Raw genomic sequence first — 17,106 nt, 5'->3', positions numbered from 1 at the left:
CGGTCCACGGACCTCGGCCCCCACACATCACCGAGGGTCAGGCCGCCGGACGCTGCTGGAGGTGCACCTCGGTTCGCGCGGCAGACACGTCGGCGCGCCGTCCTCGACGACGCAGCGTCCGGATGGCCGAACGCAGGCCGCGTCGGCGACCGGTCTCGGAATCGACCGACGCCATCAGCCGCGCGCCTTCCGGGAGTCCCTGCTTGAACCGACGCTCGGAGGCCGTCTCCGGCGCATCGTCGACGGTCGCCTTGAGGTACTTGTTCGGCAGCGACAGCTTCGCGATGGTGCGCCACGATTTCGCGTACTGCACCGGGAACGAACCCGTGGTGTACGGGAGGTCGTACTTCTCGCACAACGCCCGCACGCGCACCGAGATCTCGGCGAGCCGGTTGCTGGGGAGGTCGGGGAAGATGTGGTGCTCGATCTGGTAGGACAGATTCCCGCTCATGAATGCCAGCACCGGGCCGCTGCGGAAGTTCGCACTGCCCAGCATCTGTCGCAGATACCACTCGCCCTGCGTCTCACTGTCGACGTCCTGCTTGGTGAACTTCTCGGCACCGTCGGGAAAATGGCCGCAGAAGATGACCGCGTTGGTCCACACGTTGCGGATGAAATTGCCCATCAGGTTCGCCGTCAGCGCCTTGCGGAAGGCTTGTCCCACGCCGACGCTCCGGCCGGTCGCCCCGGCCACCAGCGCCGGATACACCGCGTAGTCCTTGACGACCTGCTTGCCGACCTTCTTGCCGACGTCGGCGAGGTCGCGGTGGAACTGCTCTTTGGCCTCGGGCGTCTTGCGCTTCTTGGCCAGCTCGAGATGCTGTGCGGCGACACCGTATTCGAAGCCCGCGGCCAGCACCGTGTTGTAGAAGAGGTTGCCGAGGTAGAACGGCCGCCAGCGCTGGTCGCGCGTGACGCGCAGCAGGCCGTAGCCCACGTCGTCGTCCATCCCGAGGACGTTCGTGTACTTGTGATGGATGTAGTTGTGGGTGTGCTTCCAGTGCGCCGACGGGCCGGTGTTGTCCCACTCCCAGGTCGTCGAGTGCACCTCGGGATCGTTCATCCAATCCCACTGCCCGTGCATCACGTTGTGTCCGAGTTCCATGTTCTCGACGATCTTGGCGACGCCGAGTGCTCCCGCACCCGCCCACCACATCGAGCGCTTCGACGAACCGAAGATCAGCGCCCGGCCGGCGAGCTCCAGACCGCGCTGGAAGCGGATGGTGTTGCGGAGATAGCGCGCGTCGCGCTCACCGCGATCGGCCTCGATGTCGGCGCGGATCGCGTCGAGCTCCGCGCCGAGTGCCTCGATCTCCACCTCGGTGAGGTGCGCGTACTCGGGGATGTCGGTAATCGCCATGTGTGCTCCCGTTCGCATCGACCTACCAAACCGTAACTTACGCAAGCGTAGGTTGAGCGGCGCGGTCCTGTCCACCCTCTGCCGGGGTTCACCGGGGGAATGTGACCCAACCCACTCGGGGGTCAGTCGCAGAGCAGCTCGAACCCGATGAGGTCCTCGAAGACGCCGGCAGAACTCGCCGCGAGTTCCTGGGTGCCGAACTCTCGGAATCCGGCCGATTGCGCCAGTGACTTCGAGCCCCTGTTGCTCGCCGCTGCGAACATCGTCAAACGGCGCATGCCCATGACGCCGAACGCGTGATCCACGACGGCGGGAAAGGCCTCGGCCAGGACACCGCTGCCTCGCGCATCGGGATGCGTGTAGAAGCCGGCCTCGGCGCCGGTCACCTCGTCGATGCCGAGGAGGGTGATGTCGCCGAGGTAGGTGTCGGTCGCCAGATCGGCCACCACCCACGTGCACGTCTCGCCACGCGCAGCCGTCCACCACTTGCGCTGTCGCTCGGCGGCGGCATGCTCGAGAGTCAGGGGAACCGGCCGCCCGAAGAGGTACTTCCGAGAGACCGGGTCGTCGAGCGTCTCTCGAATCCGTTCATCATCGGACTCCAGCAGTGGCCGCAACCGAAATCGCTCGGTCTCGAAAGTGCTTGCGCACCAAGTGGTCTTCGGAGTGAGGGGATCGTCGGCACGTAAGCTGCCCACCCATGTGTCGCAGATCGTGCCACGGATCTCGACCCCGTCCCGGACGACGGCGTCGAGAGTGAATCCGCAAGCGTGGGCGACCCGGAGACTGGCGAGATTGCCCGCTGCCGCCTGCCACCGCACCACTCGCTTGCCGACACCGAATGCGTGATCGACCGCCAGCCGAACCGAATGCTGCATCACACCGAGACCACGGGCATCGGGATGGAGCGCGAAACCGATGTCGGCGATCGCACCGGCGCCGCGGATGTCGACGTTGCCGACGTACCGATCGCCGTGGTCGATGGCCCAGCCCATCGCGGTTCCCTCATCCCATCCACGTGGGATGTCTGCGAGCGCGAACTGCTCGGCGTCGCCACGTGCGTACGGGGTGGGTACCCGGGTCCAGCGGATCATCTGGGGGTCGGTCGCCATCTCGACGATCCGGCCGACATCCGTCGATCGATGCGCACGCAGCGTCACGACTCCGTCGGTCAGGACCGGGACATCGGGCGACCACGAGGGTTCAGCGGGCACCCGACTCACTCCGCACAGCAGTGTTCACGCGGTCAGCCTAACCGGTCAGACCGGTCATACGCCGAGTGTGCAGTCCCCGGCCGCTGCACTGATACACGTCTGGATCCGTTCACCCTCGACGTGCTCGGTCCCCGACCGCAGATCGCGCACACACCCTTTGTCCAGCATCACGACGCAGCTCTGGCAGATCCCCATCCGGCAACCGAACGGCATCATCACACCTGCGGATTCGCCCGCCTCGAGCAACGTCGTCGCGCCGTCGATCTCGGCGGTCCGTCCCGACCGGCCGAAGGTCACGGTCCCGCCCTCGGCACCTACCGCGCCGCGTTCGAGGGCGAACCGCTCGATGTGCAGGTGGTCGTCCGTCCCGGCATCGGCATACATCCGGTGCACGGCGTCCAGGAACGAAACCGGCCCGCACGCCCACGTCTCCCGCTCGAGCCAATCCGGCGCCAGGTCCGCGAGTCGTGCCGGCGTCACCTTGCCGTCGGTGCGCGTGTACTGGATGTGCAGGTCGACCACACCGTCGGCGGCCATGGTCGCCAGTTCGTCCCCGAACAGCAGGTCGGCGGGTGTGGGGGTCGAGTGGATCACGCGGATGTCCGCGCGCTGCCCGCGGTGGCGCACCATCCGCAGCATCGACATGATGGGCGTGATGCCGCTCCCGGCGGTCACGAAGAGGATCTTCGCCGGCAACGGCTCCGGCAGGACGAACTCGCCGGCCGGCGCCGCCAAGCGGACCACGGTGCCCGGCTGCAGACCGTTCACCAGGTGCGACGAGAGAAAACCCTCGGGCATCGCCTTCACCGTGATCGTGATGGTCTTGCCGTCGACGCCGTCGCCCGACCCGATCGGCGCTGAGGTCAGCGAGTACGACCGCCAGGTCCATCGCCCCTCCATCAGGACGCCGATCCCGACGTATTGGCCGGGGCGGTAATCAAGGGAGAAGCCCCAGCCGGGGCGGATGCGGATGGTCGCCGAGTCCTCGGTCTCCGATGTCACCGAGACGACCTTTCCGCGCAGTTCGCGGGCCGACCAGAGCGGGTTGGCCAGATGCAGGTAGTCGTCGGGCAACAGCGGAGTGGTGATCCGCGCGAACGCCGCCCGGGCCCATTGCGCACCGCGACTGCGCGCGGCGACATCGGCCACCGGTTCCTCGAATCGTTCGAGCCAACCCACCTGAGCACCACCTCACTCGCGTGCCCGGGGGCCGCGCGTCGACAACCTACGCTTCCGTAGGTTACGCGACGGCGGTTGCGCTCGCGCAGATGGTCAGAGCGACTCGGGCAGGATCAGAGCAACTCGAGCAGAAACGGAAGTTCCTGCGTGGCGTACCAGGCGAGGTCGAAGTCCTCCACGTCACCGACTGCGAGCTCGGCGTCCTGATCACCGAGGTCGGCGGCGTCGATCACCACAACGGCGGCCCGGACCTTGTCCTCGGCCTCGGCGACGTCGACGTGGACGGACGCGATGTCGCGCAGCGCGACCGGTCCACTGATCTTGACCACCGCGTCGTCGAGGTCCGGACGCAGACCGACATCGTCGACGTCCGCGGCGACCACCGCGCGGCGGGGCGGGAGTCTGGGCGTGTCTCCGGCTTTCGGGGTGCGCTCGTCCTCGCCGAGGTCCGCGTCGCCGTCGAGGTCACCGGGTTCGGGCGTCTCACCGGCGAGCAGTCGCAGCGACGCACGCGCCGCCTCACGCATCGCCACCTCGGCCAACTCCTCGTCGTCGCCGGAGAGAAACGATTCACGCAACGCCGGGGTGAGGGCGAATCCCGTCCCACCGATGGCCCGGAACTCCCCGCTCTCACTGAGCTCGATCAGCATGGTCAGTGTCGCCGGCAGATAGACCCGCATCGCAACCGTCCCCTCACCCGTTCACCACAACTCGTTCACACAACTCGGCCAACCCTATCCGCCGAAGCGGCTGTTCGGCGGACGCGCCGGTCACCGACCTGCGCGGACGCCGGCGTCGATCACTTGGTCGCCTCGAGTTCCTCATAGGCCTCCGTCACGTAGTCGGTCATCGCCGGCAGATCGCTCAGCACCCCCCGATCCGCGATGAAGGCGAACCGGAGGCTGTTGCGGTAGTCGACGACGCTGATCGCGAGGGCCCGTTGGGCCATGAGTGCCGGGATCGCGTACACCTCCACCACCGGGCAGCCGGCGACGTAACGCCCGGCCACCGGCAGGGTCCCCATCCCGACCGGCACGTTGTAATTGCGTCTGTTCAGACTGCGGAACGCCCGCGAACTGAACTCGGGGAAGGGCACCACACCGAGCTCGGGAAGCAGCGGCCGCGGGCCCATCGAGAGCCGCCGTGACGACTGCGAATACCGATTGGCCAGGCCGGCGACCTGGGCGAGCCGAACGGCCGGATTATCCTCGCCCACAGGCAGATCCGTGACAAAACTGGCCTTGCCGACGGTGATCCAGCGTCCATCGGCGTCGACCCGTCGCTCCACAGCCGGGTCGCGCGCCGACAAGGGCAGGACGACGCGAACGGTGTCGCCGGCTTCCACCGACTCATCGTAGGAGAGCATCCACCTGCGCATCGCGCCAGAGATGATGGCGAGCTCGACGTCGTTGACGGTGCAGTCGTAGCGATCGGCGATCTTGGCACACCCGCGCCGCGGTACCGAGGCGACCGCGAAGGTCCGGGTGGACGTGGTCGAACTGTTCAACCGACTCTGGGGCGCGGAGTCGGTCATCTGCTGGAGCACACTCCCGACCCGGCGGAGAGTGCCTTCGGCCGTCGATCGGAGGTCCCCGACGATGGAGTTGTTGTGCACCAGCGAATCGACCAGGTCACCCGGCCGCGACAGTGCCTCGGCGATGGCACCGAGCGCGAGATTGGCGCTGCCCGGGGGCGAGCCGGGCATCCAGAGATCTTCGGGCAACGGCTCGACCGTACGGGTGTCGTCGCAGATCACCTCGCTGATCTCCAGAGCGTCGTGGGCGTCGACCATGCATCGGTGGGTTTTCGTGAGGATCGCGAGCTTGCCGTCGGGCAGGCCCTCGATGAGGTACATCTCCCAGAGCGGCCGCGTGCGATCGAGAGGACGCGACATGACCCTGGCGATGAGGTCCTGCAACTGGACGGTGTCGCCCGGTCGAGGGAGACCGGAGCGGCGGATGTGGAAGTTGATGTCGAAGTCGCGGTCGTCGACCCACACCGGCCTGGCCAAGCCGAGCGTCACCTCACGGATGATCTGGCGGTAGCGCGGGACCAGCTGAAGGCGATTCTCCACCAGCGCGACCAGGCGCGAATAGTCCAGGACCGGGGCCGGCGGCCTGTCGTCCGAACCCGCTCCGCCCGCTGTGGCCGTCGGCGCCTTCCTCGTACGGGAAGCGCCTGTGCCGCCACGTTTCTCCGTGTGGCTCGGGTCGATCACCAGGAGAGCTCCCAGATGCGTCGTGGAACCCGACTCGTCGAGGAAGTAGAACATCGCGTCATGCGCGGAGAGCCGGTTCACCACGAGGACGATCCTAGTTGCCTCAGCTCGTCTCGCCCGTCGGATGCGGCGTCCGCCTGCAACCGGTGACCGACCGCGGCCCCGGGAAATGGGCTCGAACAGCACACCGACCAGCGGTGCGAACGCACCGTAGGTCGACCTGGCACCGTTCATCACCGGCCGCACCGGCCTCGAGAATCCCGTCGGCGAGCGATTCGACACGTTGATCCATCGCAACGAGACCGCGCTGAAGATCCTCGTCACGTCGTCCGGCGCCGGTGTGTCAGCGGACTGACCATCGCCAGGCAGCGCCGATCAGACGATGGTGAAATCAACCAGTTGCCAACGATATTCGACGTTTCGTGGCAGCGCCGGCCGGTAGCGGCCCGGCGCAACCCGGACCCGGCACGGCAATTGCTCGATGCGTGCGGCGAATGCGCGAACCCGTTCGCCACGACGACAACTGCCGAACACCTCGGCAGCGCCCGGCCCACGCATCTGTACATGGACCCGGCGCAGGGTCGCCGCGTTGTCCATGACGTGAGGCGGTGCGCCAGAGGACGGCCGTACCGGACCGTGGACACGGGCGAGCGCCGTCAGCTCCGCGAGCAACTGCTGCGTGACGACGCCGTCGAGCTGATTCACTCCGCGCCGACGATCGAGCACCTCGAGGACCAGGGTCACGGTGCCGACCGCGAAACGTCTCGCCTCGACGGCCCTCGCCGACCCGTTGATTGCTTCCCGCCGCCGCACACCGGCCGGCGCCGGCGGCGCGGACGGCCGGTCAGCCTCCGCGGACCGAACCGGCGGTTCGTACGGCGGAGCGGGGCGGATCAGGACTCGAGGCGTCTCCATGAGTATCGGACGCACCGGACCTGCGACCGGTTCCCTTCACGCCGGACGAATCCGCCGAGGTCGTGTCAGCGACGCTTCTTCTTGGACTTCGGCGGCTTGGCGCGGCTGTTGCCCTTCGAGTTGTCGCGTGCGGCGGCCCTACGTTCGCGACGGCTCGCCGACACCAGCGCCGGGTCCTCGTGTTCCTCTTCCTCGGAATGGGTCTCGGTCCCGCCACCCTCCGACGGACCCGAGTACGTCATCGGGACCTCGGGCTGCTCGACGCCCACCGCACGCAGTGCAGCGGGAACCTCCTGCTCCTCACCCACCGGTGAGGGTGCGGGCGCCCCGCCGTTGCCGGCACCCACGTATGCGGGGGCCGCGGGTGCAGCAACCGGCGCGGGTGTCGGCGCAGCGGCCGGCTCCGCCTGCTCGGTCTGCACCTGGACGTTGTAGAGGAACTGCAGCGTCTCCTCCTTGAGCCCCTCGAGCATCCCGCTGAACATGTCGAAGCCCTCGCGCTGGTACTCCACGACCGGATCGCGCTGGGCCATCGACCGGAGGTGGATGCCCTCACGGAGGTAGTCCATCTCGTAGAGGTGGTCCTGCCATTTGCGGTCGAGGACCGTCAGCAGGATGGTGCGCTCGAGCTGGCGCATGGCACCGTCGCCGGCGATCTCCTCGATCTCGGTCTCGCGCGCCTCGTAGGCCTGGTGCGCATCGCCCACCAGAATCTCTTTGAGCTCGTCGGCGTCGACGTCGTCACGTTCGCCGAACTCGTTCTCACCGACGACCTTCTTGGGATCGAGGTCGATCGGATAAAGCGTGCTCAAGGCGTTCCAGAGCTCGTCGAGGTCCCAGTCCTCGGCATAGCCCTCGGCGGTGGCACCCTCCACGTAGGCGCCGACCACATCGTCGATCATGGTCTGCACCTCGGCTCGGTGATCCTCACCCTCGAGGATGGTGCGGCGCTCCCCGTAGATGACCTTGCGCTGCTCGTTCATCACCTCGTCGTACTTGAGGACGTTCTTGCGGACCTCGAAGTTCTGCTGCTCGACCTGCGTCTGCGCGCTCCGGATGGCCTTGGTGACCATCTTCGCCTCGATCGGCACGTCGTCGGGCAGGTTCACGCGGTTCATGATCGACTCGAGTGCGGCACCGTTGAACCGCCGCATGAGTTCGTCACCGAGTGAGAGATAGAACCGGGACTCGCCGGGGTCGCCCTGGCGACCCGAACGTCCGCGCAACTGGTTGTCGATACGGCGCGATTCGTGGCGTTCGGTGCCCAGGACGTAGAGACCGCCGGCCTCCTTGACCGCCTCCGCCTCTTCTGCTGCGGCCCGACGGGCGACCTCGATGGCCTCCGGCCACGCCTCCTCGTACTGGTCCGGGGTGTTGACCGGGTCCAGTCCCGCCTTGCGCAGGCGGGCGTCGGCGATGATGTCCGGGTTGCCGCCGAGCACGACGTCGGTACCACGACCGGCCATGTTGGTGGCCACGGTCACCGCACCGGTACGGCCGGCCTCGGCAATGATCTGTGCCTCCTGCTCATGGAACTTGGCGTTCAGCACGTTGTGCGGGATGCCGCGCTTGGTGAGCTGCCGGGACAGATACTCCGACCGCTCGACGCTGGTGGTGCCGATGAGGACCGGCTGGCCCTTCTCGTGGCTCTCGGTGATGTCGTCGACGACGGCGTCGAACTTCGCCTCTTCGGTCTTGTAGATGAGGTCGACCTGGTCCTTGCGAACCATCGGCTTGTTCGTCGGGATGGGCAGCACACCCAGCTTGTAGATCTGATCGAACTCCGCGGCCTCGGTCTCGGCCGTACCCGTCATCCCGGCGAGCTTGTCGTACATGCGGAAGTAGTTCTGGAGCGTGATCGTGGCCAGGGTCTGGTTCTCGGCCTTGATCTCGACGTGTTCTTTCGCCTCGATCGCCTGGTGCAGACCCTCGTTGAACCGGCGTCCGTCCAGCACACGACCGGTGAACTCGTCGACGATGAGGACTTCGCCGTTGCGGACGATGTAGTCCTTGTCCTTGTAGAAGAGTTCCTTGACCTTGATCGAGTTGTTGAGGTAGCTCACCAGGGGCGAATTGGCGGCCTCGTACAGATTGTCGATGCCGAGCTGGTCCTCGACGAACTCGACGCCGGCCTCGTGCACACCGATCGTCTTCTTCTTGATGTCGACCTCGTAGTGCAGGTCCTTCTCGAGCAGGGGCGCGATCCGGGCGAACTCGGAGTACCACTTGCTCGAGCCCTCGGCCGGGCCCGAGATGATCAGCGGCGTGCGTGCCTCGTCGATGAGGATCGAGTCGACCTCGTCCACGATCGCGTAGTTGTGACCGCGCTGGACGAGATCGGGCAACGAGTGCGCCATGTTGTCGCGCAGGTAGTCGAAGCCGAACTCGTTGTTGGTGCCATAGGTGATGTCGGCGGCGTAGGCCTCGCGACGCTGGTCGGAGTTCATCCCGGTGAGGATCACCGCGGTGTCGAGCCCGAGGAAGCGATGCACGCGCCCCATCCACTCGGAGTCACGTTTGGCCAGGTAGTCGTTGACGGTGACGACGTGGACGCCGTCGCCCGAGAGCGCGTTGAGATAGGCCGGCAGCACACAGGTCAGGGTCTTGCCCTCACCGGTCTTCATCTCGGCGATGTTCCCGTAATGCAGCGCCGCGCCACCCATGATCTGGACATGGAAGTGCTTCTGCTCGAGCACCCGCCAGGCCGCCTCGCGGGCGACCGCGAAGGCCTCGGGGAGCAGTTCGTCCAGCGCCGCGCCGTCGGCGTGCCGCTCCTTGAACTCGTCGGTCTTGGCGCGCAGCTCGGCGTCCGTCAGTGCCTCGACCTCGTCGGACAGGCTCTCGACATGCGATGCGATCGCACCGAGTCGCTTGACCATCCGGCCTTCGCCGACGCGTAGCAGCTTGTTCAGCACCGTGGATCGAGTCCCTAACTCTTGTCGACTACACACGAAATCCGGCCCGCAACCTGCACAGGCCGGATTCCATGGTACTCAGCTTGTCTTAGTGCAACCTGATCGGTGCCCCGATCACCTGCACGTGGTCATCATCCCGAGGAGTCGCGTCCTCAGGGTGTCGGCCTCACGCCAGACGTATCAATCCGTAGTCGAAGGCGTGACGCCGATAGACCACCGACGGCTTGTCACTCTCCTTGTCGTGGAACAAGAAGAAATCGTGGCCGACGAGCTCCATCTCGTAGAGGGCGTCATCGACCGACATCGGGATCGCCTCGTGTTCCTTGACACGCACCACCTGGCCCGGGTCGTGGTACTCCACCCCGTCGTCCCAGGACGCCGCCGTGTCGCCGGATTCGGCGTCGGGTTGGGCGCTGAGCTGGTTGTCCCGTAGAGGTGGCGCACCGACCTCGGTGGCCTCGGCGACCGAGAGCGGTCGGCGGTTGCCGTAGGAGACGCGACGACGGTCCTTCACCCGCCGCAGGCGCGACTCGAGTTTGTCGAGTGCGCCCTCGAGCGCGGCATAGAAGTTCTCGCCGCACGCCTGCGCGCGTGCCTTGGGACCCTTGCCGATCGCGGTGATCTCGACCTGTTGGCACACCTTGGACTGCCTGCGGTTGCGTTCGTGATTCAGCTCGACGTCGAAGCGGAAGATGGCGGGGTCGAACCGCTCGAGCCGAGCGAGCTTGTCGCCGACATAGACGCGGTAATGCTGAGGGATATCGACGTTGCGGCCGCTGATGGCGACCTTGGCATTGGGTTCGGCAGGTTCGTCGGCATCGACGGTGCCAGGTGGTCGGACGAAGGCGAAACTGGGATCGAACGCTTGGTCGTCCAGCGATGAGGAATCGGGCGAGGTGTCGTGTTCGGAGTCGTTCTCGGGTGGCCGTGCGTCACCGATCTTCGATTCGCGATGGCCTTTGCGGTGGATGACTGTTGACATATACAACTTCCTCCTCTTGATGGTTCCCGGCCGACCACGCGGAATCTCATCGACGCGAACCCGATCCGACCACCGTGGTAGGGGCGGCAAGGTGCCGCTGGTGGGACCGTCACGCACATCGACCGCCAGTTCTCGAGCGTGCCTGCGGGAGTGCCGCGGCGTCCCGGGGCGCAAGACCTGTCTGGGCCGATAGCGCGCACGTCAAACCTGTTGTCGCGCTGAGACTCTGTTGTCGGATAGGAATCGTGGCCATGCCAGCCGACGGCTGACACTCAGGAGCAGGGGCCTCACCTCCTCGCGAAAAGCGGCGGCTACCTGTTGTGCCTTCGACGGTAGCCCGAAGTTCGCCTACTGGCCACGTTTCTACGCAACATGAGCGATGTCCGTCGAGGTCGGGCCGGAAGTCCCCGTCGTCGTGTACGGCATGTCGGCGGCCCCGGAACTGTTGTGCACAGGCGGTTGTACACAGGCGGTTGTACACAAGCGAGGGATTGTCCACAGAAGGACGGCCCCGCCGTCGGTGGCGTGTACGGCGGCCATGTCAGTGGCACCCTCGAGCCGTGTCCGTCCACCGCCGCAGCCGAACCGTGGCGACCATCGCCGAGATCGTCCGGTCGGGCTCCGATCTCGTCGTCCCACTGGAATGCGGTGGCTGCTCGGCGCCCGACGTCCGCTGGTGTGCCGACTGTGCGGCCACGCTCTCCGACGACCCGGTGGCGCTGAGCCCGCGTGTGGAGGTGGGCGTGGACACCTGGGCGCTGGGTCGCTACCGGGGCCCCTACCGCGCAGCACTGATCGCGATGAAGGAACAGGGCCGGCGTGACCTCACGGTGCCGGTGGGCGCAGCGGTGGCACGCGGTATCGCCACCCTCGCGCGCTGGGGCGAGTTCCCGGATACCCGAGACCTCACCCTGGTCCCGGCGCCCACGCGGCGTTCCTCGGCACGACGCCGCGGCGGCGACCCCGTCACCGCGTTCGCACGTGTGGCGGCGACCCGACTCGGGGCGCGCGTAGGTGTCTCGGAACTTCTCGTCACCACGGCACGAGCCCGCGATTCGGCCGGCCTCGACGCCCGCCACCGGGTCCGCAACCTTTCCGGTTCGATCACGCTGCGGAGGACACGGGCGGCACCGCGCGGCACGATCCTGCTGGTCGACGACGTCCTCACCACGGGGGCGACCGCGTCGGAATCGGTGCGCGTGCTCGCACGGCATGGTTGGGCGTTGCACGCTGTGATCGTCGTGGCGGGCGCCTGACGAACCCGGCGCCCGCGACCACCGCGCCCGGCCGGGCCAGCGCGATCAGGGCAGGACCGGGATGACGTCGGGCGCCATCGCCGGCTCGACCTCCGTCCAGTACTGGTCGGGCTGGCCGTTCGCACTGCCGAACCGCAGCACCCCGCGTGTGTCACCGGCGTAGACGGTGGATTGATCGGCCACGACCGCCCGCACCGGAGGCGAGAGATTGCCGCTGAGCAGGCCGACCGCGGGCGTGCCGTTGATCGAGAGCTGCACGACCGGCGACTCCACCGCATCGCGGGCGACCATCAGGGTCGTCGGCGATGCCCAGTCCAGCGAGACCGCGCGATTTCCGATGTTGTAGGCCGCGATCCGCGGGCTGGTCAGCGAAACCGCACCCTCGGCGTTGGTCGAGACCACCGCGAACACGACCTGCCCTCCGACGAGCAACGCCGCGCGCACACCGTCGGGCGACACCTGCAGCTCGCTGATCGGCCCGCGCGCGACCGTCGCGATCGAGGACGCGTCGACGGTCGTCAGCCGGTCGCTGTCGCCGGACTCCTCACGCACCCACTCGACGGGACGACCGTCGATCACCGTCCAGATCGTGTTCTCGTCGGGGCCGAAGGACGGGCGGGTGATCGAGTTCCCGGACACCACCGTGCCCATCTCCCCGCCGTACGGACCGATGGCCAGATCGAGCCGTGGACCTGCGCCGCTGTGGGCGAGCGCGGCGGCGACCCGTTGCCCGTCCGCCGAGATGGTCGCCGACCGGACTGCCTGTCCGGTCCCCAGCGGGCCTCCCACCGGGACGGTGCCGTTGTCGGTGACCTTGAGCAGGGCGCCGGAGCGGATGATGTTGAGCCCGACGTCGGTGGACGGCACCGCGGTCGGATCGAAGGCCTGCACATCGGTGGTCTGCCATCCCGAGGCTCGCTCCGGGATCAGTGGGCCGCCGTCGGCGTTGATCACGTACGGGCCGCCGATGTCGGCGCCGTCGAGCGTCCAGATGATCTGGGCGGCAAGGACTGTGCGATCACGAACGGACGCCGAGCCGATACCGGTGAGCTCGACGCGAACCCCGCCGCCGGACAACGGTGACACGGGCCCCCGCAGCGCGGAACCGTTCGGGAACCCACTGTCGACGGAGCCGTCGAGGTCGGCGGCCTGACCCGCGATGAGGTGGTTGATCAGCTCGGTCGGCTCCGACGCCTTGCCGCCGTAGAGCCAGCGCGGGTCGGCCACCAGCCGGGTGAGGCTCCGGTCGGTGAAGTACAGGCTCACCGATCGGTAGGTGGCATCGAACTGACTGCGATCGATCATCGTGCCGTTGGGCAGCGGGCCGTCGATCCGCCACTGGTCGCCGGAACGTACGAGCGTCAATGCCGTCTCCACCCGACCGGTCGCGGGCGTCAACTGGCCGTTGGACTTGAGCGTCCCGACGTTGTCACCGATCAGACGAAGTCGCACCGCGTCCTCGTTGCGCTGGTCGACGAACACATTGACCTCGTCGACGACCAGCATGTCGCCCCGGTCGTCCCACTGTTCGGAGGCGGCCGGGGTCAAGAACTTCCGAGCCGCATGATGACCTTCTTCGGGATCGGCGGTCGCCTTGAGGAACGCCCGTACCAATGACTCCGGGTCCATGTCCGACTGCGGAACCGGGACCGCATTGGTCGGCCCCTCGCGCTGGAATGCGGTGATCGGTTGCGGCGACGAACTGTTCGGGATCGAGCCGCAGGCGCTCAGGATGGACGTCGTCAGCAGTGCGACCACCAACGGCCAGCGCCGTCGTCGCCGCCGCGATCCTCGCAGGACGGAGTGCGGATCAGGAGTTCGCACCGTCACCTCCCCCGGGACCGGGCTCGGCGGGCGACGACGACGACGGATCGTCGTGCTCCATTTCCGCTTCGGTCCTGACCGCAGCGCTCTTCGCTGCGCTTCGCGTGGCGGTCGCCGACCTGCCCGCACCCCCGACCGGTTTGAGCGGCAACGGGCTGCCGAGGAGTTTGTGCCCCCGCACCAGCGGCAACGTCAGGCGGAAGCTGGCACCCTTGCCGGGCTCACCCCATGCCTCCAGGCGCCCCTGGTGCAACCGGGCGTCCTCGATGCTGATCGCCAGTCCCAGACCGGTGCCGCCCGAGCGCCGGAAGCGCGACGGATCGGATCGCCAGAAGCGGTTGAACACGAGTTTCTCTTCACCTGGACGGAGGCCTATGCCGTGGTCGCGGACGGTGAGCGCGACCGCGTCGCCGTCCGAGCGCATGGTCAGCGTGACCGGGTTGCGCTCGCCGTGGTCGATCGCATTGGCCAGCAGATTGCGCAATATCCTCTCCACGCGCCGCGGGTCGATCTCGGCGATCACCGGCTCGGCCGGCAGATCGAGGACGAGCTCGGTGCCGGTCTCCTCGGCGAGATGGCTGACCGTGGCGAGGGCACCGTCGATCGGAATCGCCATGTCCATCCGCTCGGCGGCCAGTTCGGCCATGCCCGCGTCGTGCCGGGAGATCTCGAGGAGCTCGTTCAGCAGTGTCTCGAAGCGGTCGAGTTCTTTGTCGAGAAGTTCGACCGAGCGTTTCCGCACCGGGTCCAGGTCGTCGCGACCCTCGTACAGCACGTCCGAGGCCATCCGGACCGTCGTCAGCGGCGTCCGCAGCTCGTGACTCACGTCGGAGGTGAACTGCCGCTGCAGCCCGCCGAACTCCTCGAGATGCGTGATCTGCTTGGACAGACTCTCGGCCATGTCGTTGAACGACATGGCAAGTCGCGCCATGTCGTCCTCACCCCGCACCGGCATTCGCTCTTTGAGCCGGCCGTCGGCGAAGCGCACCGCGATCCGCGACGCGGACCGCACGGGCTGCACGACCTGGCGCGAGACCAGCCAGGCGATGGCGGCCAGCAGCCCGAGCAGGACCACGCCACCGGTCAGCAGCGTGCCCCGGACGAGATCGACGGTGTTCTGCTCGCTGGTGAGCGGGAACACCAGGTACAGCTCCAGGCCGGGTACGGACGCATTGGTCGGCGTGCCGACGACGAGTGCGGGTTCGGTGCCGCCGGACGACGTCGGGATCGAGGTGTACTGATAGGCGACCTGGCCGCCCTGGACCATGTCGCGCAGGTTGTCGGGGATCTCCGTGGCCGGTCCGACCCCGCTGTCGCCGCCGTCGTCGTCGGTGCCGGGTACCAGCAGGACGGTGTCGAAGGTACCGACGCTGCCCGAGCTGTCGGTGGCGTCCACGTCGCGATCCGTGAGCAGGGACCTGGTCTGGCGGAGCCGGTTCTGGACCGAGGTGTTGCCGTTGCTGCCGCCGAGGTCGCGTTCGACCGAGACGCGCGCCCGTTCCACCTCCTCGGTGGCCGCAGTGAGTTTGACGTCCAGCAGGCGATCGGTGATCTGGCTGATCAGCACGAAGACGAGGATCAGGATCACGACAAAAGACAACACCAACGTCGACACCACGACGCGGAGCTGCAGTGATCGTCGCCAGATTCTGCCGAAGGCTCGACCGGCACTGCTTGCGATGCGGGTGATGCGCCCGAAGGTGCTGTTGACGCGGCGGCGGGGCCTCCCGATCACGGTGGGCCGGCCTTGTAGCCGACCCCCCTCACCGTCAGGACCACTTCGGGATTCTCCGGGTCGGTCTCGACCTTTGCTCGCAGACGCTGGACATGCACGTTGACGAGTCTAGTGTCCGCCGGGTGGCGATAACCCCACACCTGTTCCAGCAGGACGTCGCGGGTGAAAACCTGCCGCGGCTTGCGGGCCAGGGCGACCAGCAGATCGAACTCCAGCGGGGTCAACGAGATGGGCACACCGTCGCGGGTGACCTTGTGTGCCGGCACGTCGATCTCCACCGGACCGATCGAGAGCAACTCCGCGGGCTCCTCGTCGGTGCGACGCAGGCGGGCACGGACCCGGGCGACGAGTTCCTTCGGCTTGAAAGGCTTGACCATGTAGTCGTCGGCGCCCGACTCGAGACCGAGGACCACGTCCACCGTGTCGGACTTCGCGGTGAGCATCACGATCGGCACCCCGGAATCGGCGCGCAGTACCCGGCACACGTCGATGCCGTTCATGCCCGGGAGCATGAGGTCGAGGAGGACGAGGTCCGGCCGGATCTCGCGTACCGCGGTCAGCGCCTGCGTCCCGTCGCCGACCACGAACGGTTCGAAACCTTCACCCCGAAGCACGATGGTCAGCATCTCGGCGAGAGCGGCGTCGTCGTCGACGACGAGGATGCGAGGCTTCATGTTCACAATGGTGACACTTTCGTGACCCAACCGCGGCGATGACGCGCCGAACCCGCCGCGACGGCCTGGCGAGCGACCGCCGCGTCGATCGATATCATCGCCCTCGTGGGCCAACTGATTGCGGTCGAGGGACTCGACGGCGCGGGCAAGAACACACTGGTGACCGGTCTGGTCGACCGGTGGCGCGACAAGGGATTGCGCGTATGGACACTGACGTTCCCCCGATACGGCGCGTCCGTCACCGCCGATCTGGCGGCCGAGGCCTTGCACGGACAGCACGGTGATCTACGCGACAGCGTCTATGCCATGGCCCTGATGTTCGCGCTCGACCGCGCGGGCGCCGCCGACGAGATCCGGAAGGCCCTCGGCGAGCACGACATCGTGGTGCTCGACCGGTACGTCGCATCGAACGCCGCCTACAACGCGGCCCGACTCGATCAAGCCGCCGACGGCGAGATGGTCGGCTGGGTTGCCGATCTCGAGTTCGGTCGTTTCGAGCTCCCGGTACCCGATCGCCATGTGCTCCTCGGGGTGCCACCCGAGGTCGCGATGGATCGCGCGGCCCATCGGGCGGCCACCGATTCGACTCGGCCGCAAGACCTCTACGAACGCGACCGCGACCTGCAGGTGCGTGTCGATTCGGTGTACCGCCAACTGGCGCGGTCCCGATGGATGTCACCCTGGGTGGCGACGACCGACGGTGACGTCGAGGAGCTCGCCCGCCGTCTGTCGGCCGAATGAGGATCCGTGCCGATCATCAGGGTTTTCGCTAGCCTGAGATGATCCCGCCCGTATGGAGGACGCCGTATTAAGGACGCCGCATGACCCACCAGC

At 67.3% G+C, this 17,106-nt stretch carries 13 protein-coding genes and 1 pseudogene; 3 read left to right on the top strand and 11 right to left on the bottom strand.

Annotated features, from left to right (window positions below):
* Positions 1-37 precede the first annotated feature (37 nt).
* The 5 genes from ACPXCG_RS08120 to ACPXCG_RS08100 form a co-directional block, all read right to left on the bottom strand.
* Positions 38-1,360, bottom strand: coding sequence for a fatty acid desaturase family protein (locus tag ACPXCG_RS08120; protein WP_425790899.1), 1,323 nt, complete (start codon positions 1,358-1,360; stop codon positions 38-40).
* A 122-nt stretch (positions 1,361-1,482) separates the two neighbouring features.
* Positions 1,483-2,583, bottom strand: a complete 1,101-nt coding sequence (locus tag ACPXCG_RS08115) for a GNAT family N-acetyltransferase (protein WP_425790897.1) — start codon at positions 2,581-2,583, stop codon at positions 1,483-1,485.
* Positions 2,584-2,628: 45 nt separating this feature from the next.
* Entirely contained in the window at positions 2,629-3,753 is a 1,125-nt protein-coding gene (locus ACPXCG_RS08110; RefSeq protein WP_425790895.1) for a ferredoxin reductase, read from the bottom strand.
* 113 nt (positions 3,754-3,866) lie between these two features.
* A complete protein-coding gene (locus tag ACPXCG_RS08105; protein ID WP_425790893.1) occupies positions 3,867-4,433 on the bottom strand; it encodes a DUF6912 family protein in 567 nt (188 codons plus the stop codon).
* Positions 4,434-4,552: 119 nt separating this feature from the next.
* A complete protein-coding gene (locus ACPXCG_RS08100; protein WP_425790891.1) occupies positions 4,553-6,055 on the bottom strand; it encodes a wax ester/triacylglycerol synthase domain-containing protein in 1,503 nt (500 codons plus the stop codon).
* 130 nt (positions 6,056-6,185) lie between these two features.
* On the opposite strand from ACPXCG_RS08100, the pseudogene ACPXCG_RS08095 reads away from it, so the two are divergent.
* A pseudogene (locus tag ACPXCG_RS08095) lies at positions 6,186-6,326 on the top strand (2,3-butanediol dehydrogenase); the annotation flags it as partial.
* A gap of 20 nt (positions 6,327-6,346) precedes the next feature.
* Here the strand turns inward: ACPXCG_RS08095 and ACPXCG_RS08090 are convergent.
* The 3 genes from ACPXCG_RS08090 to hpf all read right to left on the bottom strand — a co-directional run bounded on the left by ACPXCG_RS08090 (position 6,347) and on the right by hpf (position 10,783).
* Complete coding sequence (locus tag ACPXCG_RS08090; RefSeq protein WP_425790889.1) at positions 6,347-6,901, bottom strand: Rv3235 family protein; 555 nt, start codon at positions 6,899-6,901, stop codon at positions 6,347-6,349.
* A gap of 50 nt (positions 6,902-6,951) precedes the next feature.
* Entirely contained in the window at positions 6,952-9,801 is a 2,850-nt protein-coding gene (secA, locus tag ACPXCG_RS08085) for a preprotein translocase subunit SecA (protein ID WP_425790887.1), read from the bottom strand.
* A 166-nt stretch (positions 9,802-9,967) separates the two neighbouring features.
* Entirely contained in the window at positions 9,968-10,783 is an 816-nt protein-coding gene (gene hpf, locus ACPXCG_RS08080) for a ribosome hibernation-promoting factor, HPF/YfiA family (RefSeq protein ID WP_425790885.1), read from the bottom strand.
* A gap of 560 nt (positions 10,784-11,343) precedes the next feature.
* On the opposite strand from hpf, the gene ACPXCG_RS08075 reads away from it, so the two are divergent.
* On the top strand, positions 11,344-12,039 hold the full coding sequence (locus ACPXCG_RS08075) for a ComF family protein (RefSeq protein WP_425790883.1): 696 nt from the start codon (positions 11,344-11,346) through the stop codon (positions 12,037-12,039).
* A 45-nt stretch (positions 12,040-12,084) separates the two neighbouring features.
* Here the strand turns inward: ACPXCG_RS08075 and lpqB are convergent, their stop codons facing one another.
* From lpqB to mtrA, 3 genes are read right to left on the bottom strand one after another with little or no spacing between them, the layout of a single operon-like run.
* Entirely contained in the window at positions 12,085-13,863 is a 1,779-nt protein-coding gene (gene lpqB / locus ACPXCG_RS08070) for an MtrAB system accessory lipoprotein LpqB (protein ID WP_425790881.1), read from the bottom strand.
* Positions 13,850-15,598, bottom strand: a complete 1,749-nt coding sequence (gene mtrB, locus ACPXCG_RS08065; protein ID WP_425790879.1) for an MtrAB system histidine kinase MtrB — start codon at positions 15,596-15,598, stop codon at positions 13,850-13,852. The genes lpqB and mtrB overlap by 14 nt, the downstream gene beginning before the upstream one ends.
* Entirely contained in the window at positions 15,595-16,272 is a 678-nt protein-coding gene (gene mtrA / locus ACPXCG_RS08060; protein ID WP_004023513.1) for an MtrAB system response regulator MtrA, read from the bottom strand. Before mtrA ends, mtrB begins: the two co-directional genes overlap by 4 nt.
* 105 nt (positions 16,273-16,377) lie before the next feature.
* Here mtrA and ACPXCG_RS08055 point away from each other — a divergent pair, with 105 nt between their 5' ends.
* Positions 16,378-17,013, top strand: coding sequence for a dTMP kinase (locus ACPXCG_RS08055; RefSeq protein ID WP_425790876.1), 636 nt, complete (start codon positions 16,378-16,380; stop codon positions 17,011-17,013).
* Positions 17,014-17,106 lie beyond the last annotated feature (93 nt).

Source organism: Gordonia sp. DT218 (assembly GCF_049847105.1).
GTDB lineage: Bacteria > Actinomycetota > Actinomycetes > Mycobacteriales > Mycobacteriaceae > Gordonia.
The sequence above is the reverse complement of the archived record's forward strand: the minus strand, read 5'-3'. Positions and strand labels throughout refer to the sequence as shown.